The organism is Pontimicrobium sp. MEBiC01747 (genome assembly GCF_053601635.1).
On the sequence record NZ_JBSHNS010000167.1, the window covers coordinates 86,226 to 95,626 of the forward strand.

Below are 9,401 nucleotides of genomic sequence, written 5' to 3' on the forward strand. Positions count from 1 at the left end.
AAGATGACAAAGCTTAAAATAAAATCGGGAGATACAGTAAGAGTAATTGCTGGAGATCATAAAGGATCAGAAGGAGTTGTTCAAAAAGTATTTACAGATAAGAACAAAGTGATCGTTGAGGGGGTAAACATGGTTAAGAAACATACTAAACCAAGTGCACAAAACCCACAAGGAGGAATCGTAGAAAAAGAAGCTCCAATTCAAGTATCTAACTTATCTTTGTTAACTTCTAAAGGAGAAGCAACAAGAGTAGGATACAGAATGGAAGGAGACAAGAAAGTAAGATTTTCTAAAAAATCTAATGAAGTAATATAGTTATGGCATATTCACCTAGACTTAAAGAAGAGTATAAAAGCAAAGTAATTGCAGCTCTTACAGAAGAATTTGGTTATAAAAATGTAATGCAAGTACCTAAACTAACTAAGATAGTTTTATCTAAAGGAGTTGGTGCAGCAGTTTCAGACAAAAAGTTAGTAGACCACGCTGTGGAAGAATTAACAACTATAACTGGACAGAGAGCCATATCTACATTATCTAAAAAGGATGTTGCATCTTTCAAATTACGTAAGGGTATGCCAATTGGTGCCAAAGTTACGTTAAGAGGCGAAAGAATGTACGAATTTTTAGATCGTTTAGTAACTTCAGCATTACCACGTGTAAGAGATTTTGGAGGAATTAAAGCAACTGGATTTGATGGTAGAGGTAATTACAATTTAGGAATTACTGAGCAAATTATCTTCCCAGAGATAGATATCGATAAGATAAACAAAATCTCAGGTATGGATATTACATTTGTAACTACTGCTGACACAGATAAAGAAGCAAAATCATTATTAACTGAATTAGGATTACCTTTTCAAAAAAACTAAGTTATGGCTAAAGAATCAATGAAAGCCCGCGAGGTGAAAAGAGCTAAAACAGTAGCTAAATATGCTGAGAAACGTAAAGCTTTAAAAGAAGCTGGAGATTACGAAGCATTACAAAAGTTACCTAAAAATGCTTCTCCAGTTCGTCAACACAATAGATGTAAATTAACAGGAAGACCAAAAGGTTACATGCGTACATTTGGTATTTCTCGTGTTACATTTAGAGAAATGGCTAACCAAGGTTTAATACCAGGTGTTAGAAAAGCAAGTTGGTAAAATTATAAACTGGTCTAAGGTTCATAAAAAATGAAAACCAAGGCCGCAATTAAATACATATGTATACAGATCCAATTGCAGATTACTTAACTAGAATTAGAAACGCGGTGCGTGCTAATCACAGAGTTGTAGAAATTCCTGCATCAAATTTAAAAAAGAACATCACTAAAATATTATTCGATCAAGGATATATTTTAAGTTATAAGTTCGAAGACACTACAGTACAAGGTACTATTAAAATAGCACTTAAGTACAACAAAGAAACTAAAGAACCAGTTATCAGAAAGATAGAAAGAATGAGTAAACCTGGTTTACGTAAATATTCTGGTTCTACTGAGTTACCTAGAATTCTTAATGGTCTTGGTATAGCAATCGTATCTACTTCTCATGGAGTAATGACAGCTAAACAAGCTCAAAGAGAAAATGTAGGTGGTGAAGTTTTATGTTATGTTTACTAATCTATAAAGGGAGAAAGAAATGTCAAGAATAGGAAATAACCCAGTTGCAATTCCAGAAGGAGTTACAGTAGAAGTAAAAGATAACGTAATCACAGTAAAAGGAAAGCTTGGAGAATTAACTCAAGCATACGATACTGTAGAGGTTAAAATTGAAGATGGTAATGTGTTAGTAACACGTTCATCAGACAATAAAGAACAAAAAGCAAAGCACGGTTTATACAGATCACTTGTTAACAACATGATTGACGGAGTATCTAAAGGATGGACTAAAGAGCTTGAGCTAGTAGGAGTAGGGTATAGAGCAAGTAACCAAGGTAACAAATTAGAGTTAGCTTTAGGTTTCTCTCACAATATTATTATGAGTATTGCACCAGAAATTAAGGTAGAAACAGTATCAGATAAAGGTAAGAACCCTCTTATTAAGTTAACATCACACGATAAACAACTTGTTGGACAAGTAGCTGCGAAAATTCGCGGATTCAGACCACCAGAGCCTTATAAAGGAAAAGGTGTGAAGTTTGTAGGTGAAGAACTAAGAAGAAAAGCAGGTAAATCAGCTTAATAATTAAGTTATGGCGTTAACAAAGAACGAAAGAAGAATAAGAATTAAAAGCAGAATCCGTAAGGTTGTTTCTGGTACAGAAGCAAGACCTAGATTAGCTGTTTTTAGAAGTAATAAAGAAATTTATGCTCAACTTGTTGATGATGTTACAGGTAAAACCTTAGTAGCAGCATCTTCACGAGATAAAGACATTAGTTCAGCAAAAGGTAATAAATCTGAAATTGCTACTTTAGTAGGAAAGTCTGTTGCCGAAAAAGCATTAAAAGCTGGTGTAAGTACTATCACTTTTGATAGAGGTGGATATTTATATCACGGTAGAATCAAATCGTTAGCTGAAGGAGCTAGAGAAGCAGGACTTAAATTCTAAGAAATTATGTATCAAAAATACAAAAGCGCAGAGTTAGTAAAACCAAGTGGATTAGATCTTAAAGATCGTTTAGTTGGTGTACAGAGAGTTACAAAAGTAACTAAAGGTGGTAGAGCATTCGGTTTTTCAGCAATAGTAGTTGTTGGAGATGAAGCAGGAGTAGTAGGACATGGTTTAGGAAAATCTAAAGATGTTGCTAGTGCAATTGCTAAAGCAATTGAAGATGCTAAGAAAAACCTAGTACGTATTCCTATTATTAAAGGAACGTTACCACACGAACAAAAAGGTAAATTTGGAGGAGCAAGAGTAAATATCATTCCTGCAGCTCCTGGTACAGGAGTTATTGCTGGTGGAGCTGTAAGAACAGTTCTTGAAGCAGTTGGAGTACATGATGTATTATCAAAATCTCAAGGTTCATCAAACCCACACAATGTTGTAAAGGCAACTTTTGATGCTTTATTACAATTAAGAAGTGCACATACTATTGCTCGTGAGAGAGGAATTTCATTAGAGAAAGTTTTTAACGGTTAATAATCACAGAAATGGGAAAGATAAAAGTAACGAAAGTTAAAAGCGCAATCAATCGTACAAAAAGACAAAAGCTAACATTATTAGCATTAGGTCTTAAAAAGATTGGGCAAACAGTAGAGCACGAAGCGACTCCTAATATTTTAGGGATGGTTAATAAAGTAAATCACTTAGTTTCTGTAGAAGAAACTAAATAATATAATACTGAAAAATGGATTTAAGTAATTTAAAACCTGCAGAAGGTTCAGTTAAAAACCAAGGAAAAAGAATAGGTAGAGGACAAGGTTCTGGTAAAGGTGGTACTGCTACACGTGGTCACAAAGGAGCTAAATCTCGTTCTGGTTATTCTAAAAAACTAGGTTTTGAAGGAGGTCAAATGCCACTTCAAAGACGTGTTCCTAAGTTTGGTTTTACAAACATCAACCGTAAAGAGTACCAAGGTATCAACCTTGATACATTACAACAATTAGTTGATGATAAGAAAATAACAGACACTATAGATTTTGATACAATCATCACTTTAGGATTAGCTGGTAAAAATGAATCAGTTAAAATTTTAGGAAGAGGAGAATTAAAAGCTAAATTAAGTGTAACAGCTCATAAATTTACTGCTTCAGCTAAAGCTGCTATTGAAGCTGCAGGAGGAGAAGCCGTAACTTTATAAGACCGATATAAGAGTATGAAATTTATAGAGACTTTAAAAAATGTTTGGAAAATAGAGGAGCTAAGAAATAGAATCATAGTAACACTAGGTCTATTATTAGTTTATCGTTTTGGAGCACAGGTTGTATTACCTGGAGTAGATGCCAATCAATTAGCTAGCCTTCAAGGGCAAGCTCAAAATGGTATATTAGGTATAATTAATGCATTTACTGGAGGTGCTTTTGCTAATGCTTCTGTCTTTGCACTAGGTATTATGCCCTACATTTCTGCTTCTATTGTAGTACAGTTAATGGGAATTGCAATTCCTTATTTACAAAAATTACAAAAAGAAGGAGCAAGTGGTCAAAAGAAGATTACTCAAATAACACGTTGGTTAACTATAGGTATTTGTTTAGTGCAAGCACCTGGTTATTTAGCTAGTTTACCAACAATGTTTGGTATCCCTGAATCAGCATTTTTATTGCCTACAGGTCAATTCTATTTCTCATCTGTAATTATTTTAGTAACAGGTTGTATTTTTGCAATGTGGTTAGGAGAAAAGATTACTGATAAAGGAATTGGTAATGGTATTTCATTATTAATTATGGTAGGTATTATTGCTACATTACCTAAAGCATTTTTACAAAACTTTGCTTCTAGATGGGATGCTAGTCAAAACATGATGATTCTTTTCGAAATTGTTATATGGTTTGTTATAATAGCAGCATCAATATTACTTGTAATGGCTGTTAGAAAAATAGCTGTGCAGTATGCTAGACGTTCTGCAACTGGTGGTTATGAAAAAAACGTATTCGGATCAAGACAATATATTCCATTAAAGTTAAATGCTTCTGGAGTTATGCCAATTATATTTGCACAAGCAATTATGTTTGTACCAGGTTTAATTGGTGGAGCAGAGTTTTTAAAAGATACCGACACAGGATTATGGTTACAAAATAATTTTGGTAATGGAGATAGTATCTTTGGATTTTGGTATAACTTAGTATTTGCTTTTTTAATTATAATATTTACATATTTTTATACTGCAATAACAGTACCTACTAATAAAATGGCAGACGACCTAAAACGTAGTGGAGGTTTTATTCCTGGAATTCGTCCAGGTTCTGAAACTTCTGAGTATTTAGACAAAATTATGTCTCAAATAACGTTACCAGGATCTATCTTTTTAGCGCTTATAGCTGTGTTCCCAGCTGTAGTGTTTAAACTAATGGGAGTACAGTCTGGTTGGGCTTTATTCTTTGGAGGTACATCTTTATTAATTATGGTTGGAGTTGCAATAGACACTATGCAACAAGTTAATTCTTACTTGTTAAATAGGCACTATGACGGCTTAATGAAAACTGGTAAAAATAGAAAAGCAGTAGCTTAATTTATTATACTATATGGCAAAACAAGCAGCAATAGAGCAAGACGGTACGATAATAGAAGCATTATCTAATGCTATGTTTCGTGTTGAATTAGAAAATGGTCACATTGTGACTGCACACATATCTGGTAAAATGCGTATGCATTATATTAAGTTATTACCAGGAGATAAAGTAAAATTAGAAATGAGTCCTTACGATTTAACTAAGGCTCGTATAACTTATAGATATTAATTAGGACGAAACCGAAAGGTACTATCTTATATTAATATGTAATTAATAAGACAAGATGAAAGTAAGAGCATCAGTTAAAAAGAGAAGTGCAGATTGCAAAATCGTGCGCAGAAAAGGTAGACTTTACGTCATTAACAAAAAGAATCCTAGATTCAAACAAAGACAAGGGTAATTATGGCAAGAATTGCAGGTGTAGACATACCAAAAAACAAAAGAGGAGTTATTTCATTAACTTATATCTACGGAGTAGGTAGAAGTAGAGCTCAAGAAATTTTATCTACTGCAAAAGTAGACGAAAGCATCAAAGTACAAGATTGGACAGATGACCAAATTGGAGCAATCCGTGAAGCTGTTGGAACTTATACTATTGAAGGGGAATTACGTTCTGAAACACAATTAAACATTAAGCGATTAATGGATATTGGGTGCTACAGAGGTATTCGTCATAGAGCAAGTCTTCCATTAAGAGGGCAACGTACTAAAAACAACTCTAGAACCAGAAAAGGTAGAAGAAAAACTGTTGCTAACAAGAAAAAAGCAACTAAATAATAATTAGAAATTTAGTCTTTAGTGTTTAGACGTTGGAAAGAATCTGTTTGAAATTATTTAGGTTTAGGATTCTAGCGACTATCAACTAATAAACTAAGAACTAGAAAGACATGGCAAAGACAAGTACTAAAAAACGTAAAGTTATAGTAGATTCTGTTGGGGAAGCTCATATCACTGCTTCATTTAACAACATTATCATCTCTCTTACCAATAAAAAAGGTGACGTAATTTCATGGTCATCTGCTGGTAAAATGGGATTTAGAGGTTCTAAAAAGAATACTCCTTACGCAGCACAATTAGCAGCAGAAGATGCATCGGAAGTAGCTAAAGAAGCTGGATTAAAAAAAGTAAAAGTATATGTTAAAGGACCAGGAAATGGTAGAGAATCTGCTATCCGTTCTATCCATAATGCAGGTATAGAAGTAACAGAAATTATTGATGTTACTCCATTACCACACAATGGATGTCGTCCTCCAAAGCGTAGAAGAGTATAATTTATACAACATCTAAAATTAATATCAGCTATATTATATAGCTGATATTAATTTTTTTGTGTAAATTTGCAAACTGAAAAAATAATTAACACAAGTATCAACTGAGAGGTTAACGATTATCGAAGGATAAGATTAAGACCTTAATTCATAATCACTCTCAAAACAAATTTAAAATGGCAAGATATACTGGTCCTAAAACTAAAATAGCTCGTAAATTTGGCGAAGCTATTTTCGGAGATGACAAAGCCTTCGAAAAAAGAAATTACCCTCCAGGTCAACACGGAAATAACAGAAGACGTGGAAAAAAATCTGAATATGCAATCCAATTAATGGAAAAGCAAAAAGCTAAATACACTTATGGTGTATTAGAAAAGCAATTCAGAAACATGTTTAAAAGAGCAACTGCTGCTCCTGGAATTACAGGTGAAGTTTTATTACAATTATGTGAGTCTCGTTTAGACAACGTTGTATTTAGAATGGGAATTGCTCCAACAAGAAGTGCAGCAAGACAATTAGTATCTCACAGACACATTACTGTTAATGGAGAGTTGGTAAATGTACCATCTTACCAGTTAAAAGCAGGAGATGTTGTTGCTGTAAGAGAGAAGTCTAAATCACTTGAAGCTATTGAGAGATCTTTATCAAATTCAAGTACAGTATTCGAATGGATTACTTGGAACAATGACAAAAAGGAAGGAACTTATGTTTCTATTCCAGCAAGAATACAAATTCCTGAAAACATCAATGAGCAATTCATAGTCGAATTATACTCTAAATAATAAATTAACTACATTGGGATTTAGCCAAAGGGTTTATTTGTACTTCTTCAAACTTATAAACCGCGCAACTAAATAACAATTAAAACGAAGAAACAACAATATGGCAGTATTTAATTTTCAGAAGCCCGACAAAGTAATCATGATCGATTCAACCGATTTTGAGGGTAAATTTGAATTTAGACCTTTAGAACCTGGTTACGGATTAACAGTAGGAAACGCACTTAGAAGAGTTTTATTATCTTCTTTAGAAGGCTTTGCTATTACATCTGTTAGAATTGAAGGTGTAGATCATGAATTCTCAACAATTGCAGGTGTAGTAGAAGATGTAACTGAAATTATTTTGAATTTAAAACAAATGTGTTTTAAAAGACAAATAGAAGACGTAGACAATGAGTCTGTTTCTATATCTATTTCAGGACAAGATCAAATTACAGCAGGTGATTTTCAAAAGTTTATTTCAGGATTTCAAGTATTAAATTCAGATTTAGTTATCTGTAACTTAGATCCTAAAGTAAATATTAATATGGAAATTACAATTGAAAAAGGAAGAGGTTATGTTCCTGCAGAAGAAAATAAAAAAGCTTCAGCACCAATAGGTACAATCTTTACAGATTCAATTTATACACCTATAAAAAATGTTAAGTATAGCATTGAGAATTATCGTGTAGAACAAAAGACAGATTACGAAAAATTAGTTTTCGAAATCATTTCAGATGGTTCAATAACACCTCAAGATGCTTTAACAGAGGCTGCAAAAACATTAATTCACCACTTCATGTTATTCTCAGATGAGCGTATAACATTAGAAGCTGATGAAATTGCACAAACTGAAACTTATGATGAAGAATCACTTCACATGAGACAGTTACTTAAAACTAAGTTAGTAGATATGGATTTATCTGTACGTGCACTTAATTGTTTAAAAGCTGCTGAAGTAGATACTTTAGGAGACTTAGTATCATTCAACAAAAATGATTTAATGAAGTTCCGTAACTTCGGTAAGAAATCTTTAACAGAGCTAGAAGAACTAGTAAACGTGAAAGGATTAAATTTCGGAATGGATTTATCAAAATATAAACTAGATAAAGACTAATACATCATATTTTGCTCCTCATTAAGAGTAGAAGCAAGATGGTGATTAAAACAAAATGTCATGAGACACGGAAAAAAAGTAAACCACTTAGGTAGACAAACTGCTCACAGAAAAGCAATGTTAGCAAATATGGCTTGTTCTTTAATTCAGCACAAGCGTATTAACACTACAGTAGCAAAAGCAAAAGCTTTAAAGCAATTTGTAGAGCCAATGATTACTAAATCTAAATCAGATACAACTCACAACAGACGTATCGTATTTAGTCGTTTAAGACAAAAAGAAGCTGTTACAGAATTATTTAGAGATGTAGCTGCTAAAATTGGTGATAGACCAGGAGGTTATACAAGAATAATTAAGCTTGGTAATCGTTTAGGAGATAACGCTGATATGGCAATGATTGAGTTAGTAGATTACAACGAAATCTATAATGCTGATAAAGCTGCTAAGAAAACAACAAGAAGAAGTAGAAGAGGAGGAAGTAAGCCTGCTGCTGTTCCAGTTGAAACAAAAGCAACTAACGAAGAAGAATAAATGTTAATAAGCATTTTAAATATAAAGGATAAACTATTTTAGTTTATCCTTTTTTTTATGCAATTTTGCGAAACTTTTGTTATCGCGAAAACGAAAACATAACACAACTACTACAATGAAATATCAAAAACTAAAAAAAGCACTCATTCTACTTGCAGACGGAACAATTTTTCACGGTAAAGCAGTAGGTAGAGAAGGAAGCGCCTTTGGAGAAGTCTGTTTTAATACAGGTATGACTGGTTATCAAGAGATTTTTACAGACCCATCTTATTATGGGCAATTAATGGTCACAACAAATGCACACATTGGAAATTACGGTGTTAATGACAATGAAATGGAATCTGATTCTGTTAAAATAGCTGGGTTAATTTGTAAAAACTTTAGTTATGAATATTCTCGTGATGATTCTAATGGCTCTTTAGAAGATTTTTTAAATGACAATAATCTCTTAGCAATCTCTGATGTAGATACTAGAGCATTGGTAAGCTATATTAGAGATAATGGTGCTATGAATGCTGTTATATCTACAGAAGTAGATAACATAGACGGTTTAAAGAAGCAACTAGCAGAAACACCAGATATGAATGGTTTAGAGTTAGCTTCTAAAGTCTCTACAAAAGAACCTTACTATGTTGGG

18 protein-coding genes are annotated in these 9,401 nt (G+C 33.1%); all 18 read left to right on the plus strand.

What is annotated here, in order from left to right; translation table 11 throughout:
- The first annotated feature begins 3 nt into the window (after window positions 1-3).
- Window positions 4-315, plus strand: coding sequence for a 50S ribosomal protein L24 (gene rplX / locus ACVC2P_RS05000; RefSeq protein WP_452597382.1), 312 nt, complete (start codon window positions 4-6; stop codon window positions 313-315).
- A 2-nt stretch (window positions 316-317) separates the two neighbouring features.
- Window positions 318-869 (plus strand): 50S ribosomal protein L5, encoded by a 552-nt coding sequence (gene rplE, locus ACVC2P_RS05005; RefSeq protein WP_452597383.1) that lies wholly within the window; start codon window positions 318-320, stop codon window positions 867-869.
- Window positions 870-872: 3 nt separating this feature from the next.
- Window positions 873-1,142, plus strand: coding sequence for a 30S ribosomal protein S14 (rpsN, locus tag ACVC2P_RS05010; RefSeq protein WP_144115517.1), 270 nt, complete (start codon window positions 873-875; stop codon window positions 1,140-1,142).
- Window positions 1,143-1,201: 59 nt separating this feature from the next.
- Complete coding sequence (gene rpsH / locus ACVC2P_RS05015; protein WP_452597384.1) at window positions 1,202-1,600, plus strand: 30S ribosomal protein S8; 399 nt, start codon at window positions 1,202-1,204, stop codon at window positions 1,598-1,600.
- Window positions 1,601-1,619: 19 nt separating this feature from the next.
- The gene (gene rplF / locus ACVC2P_RS05020; RefSeq protein WP_452597385.1) at window positions 1,620-2,162 is read left to right on the plus strand and encodes a 50S ribosomal protein L6; all 543 of its coding nucleotides are present in this window, start codon (window positions 1,620-1,622) and stop codon (window positions 2,160-2,162) included.
- 10 nt (window positions 2,163-2,172) lie between these two features.
- Window positions 2,173-2,529: a 50S ribosomal protein L18 gene (rplR, locus tag ACVC2P_RS05025; RefSeq protein WP_452597386.1), complete on the plus strand. Its 357-nt coding sequence runs from the start codon at window positions 2,173-2,175 to the stop codon at window positions 2,527-2,529.
- Window positions 2,530-2,535: 6 nt separating this feature from the next.
- Window positions 2,536-3,060, plus strand: coding sequence for a 30S ribosomal protein S5 (rpsE, locus tag ACVC2P_RS05030; RefSeq protein ID WP_452597387.1), 525 nt, complete (start codon window positions 2,536-2,538; stop codon window positions 3,058-3,060).
- An 11-nt stretch (window positions 3,061-3,071) separates the two neighbouring features.
- Entirely contained in the window at window positions 3,072-3,254 is a 183-nt protein-coding gene (gene rpmD, locus ACVC2P_RS05035; RefSeq protein WP_452597388.1) for a 50S ribosomal protein L30, read from the plus strand.
- Window positions 3,255-3,268: 14 nt separating this feature from the next.
- On the plus strand, window positions 3,269-3,721 hold the full coding sequence (gene rplO, locus ACVC2P_RS05040; RefSeq protein WP_452597389.1) for a 50S ribosomal protein L15: 453 nt from the start codon (window positions 3,269-3,271) through the stop codon (window positions 3,719-3,721).
- Between the two features lie 15 nt (window positions 3,722-3,736).
- Complete coding sequence (gene secY / locus ACVC2P_RS05045) at window positions 3,737-5,089, plus strand: preprotein translocase subunit SecY (protein ID WP_452597390.1); 1,353 nt, start codon at window positions 3,737-3,739, stop codon at window positions 5,087-5,089.
- A gap of 13 nt (window positions 5,090-5,102) precedes the next feature.
- Window positions 5,103-5,318: a translation initiation factor IF-1 gene (infA, locus tag ACVC2P_RS05050; protein ID WP_007094967.1), complete on the plus strand. Its 216-nt coding sequence runs from the start codon at window positions 5,103-5,105 to the stop codon at window positions 5,316-5,318.
- A gap of 55 nt (window positions 5,319-5,373) precedes the next feature.
- Window positions 5,374-5,490: a type B 50S ribosomal protein L36 gene (gene ykgO, locus ACVC2P_RS05055; protein WP_013305171.1), complete on the plus strand. Its 117-nt coding sequence runs from the start codon at window positions 5,374-5,376 to the stop codon at window positions 5,488-5,490.
- A gap of 2 nt (window positions 5,491-5,492) precedes the next feature.
- Window positions 5,493-5,867, plus strand: coding sequence for a 30S ribosomal protein S13 (gene rpsM, locus ACVC2P_RS05060; RefSeq protein WP_452597391.1), 375 nt, complete (start codon window positions 5,493-5,495; stop codon window positions 5,865-5,867).
- A 110-nt stretch (window positions 5,868-5,977) separates the two neighbouring features.
- Window positions 5,978-6,361 carry a 30S ribosomal protein S11 gene (gene rpsK, locus ACVC2P_RS05065; protein WP_452597392.1) on the plus strand — a complete coding sequence of 128 codons (384 nt, stop codon included), beginning with the start codon at window positions 5,978-5,980 and terminating at the stop codon, window positions 6,359-6,361.
- 173 nt (window positions 6,362-6,534) lie between these two features.
- Entirely contained in the window at window positions 6,535-7,140 is a 606-nt protein-coding gene (gene rpsD / locus ACVC2P_RS05070; protein ID WP_452597393.1) for a 30S ribosomal protein S4, read from the plus strand.
- Window positions 7,141-7,240: 100 nt separating this feature from the next.
- Complete coding sequence (locus tag ACVC2P_RS05075) at window positions 7,241-8,233, plus strand: DNA-directed RNA polymerase subunit alpha (RefSeq protein ID WP_452597394.1); 993 nt, start codon at window positions 7,241-7,243, stop codon at window positions 8,231-8,233.
- Window positions 8,234-8,293: 60 nt separating this feature from the next.
- Window positions 8,294-8,764, plus strand: coding sequence for a 50S ribosomal protein L17 (rplQ, locus tag ACVC2P_RS05080; RefSeq protein WP_452597395.1), 471 nt, complete (start codon window positions 8,294-8,296; stop codon window positions 8,762-8,764).
- A gap of 115 nt (window positions 8,765-8,879) precedes the next feature.
- The coding region (locus ACVC2P_RS05085) for a carbamoyl-phosphate synthase domain-containing protein (protein ID WP_452597396.1) at window positions 8,880-9,401 on the plus strand (522 nt) is incomplete at its 3' end.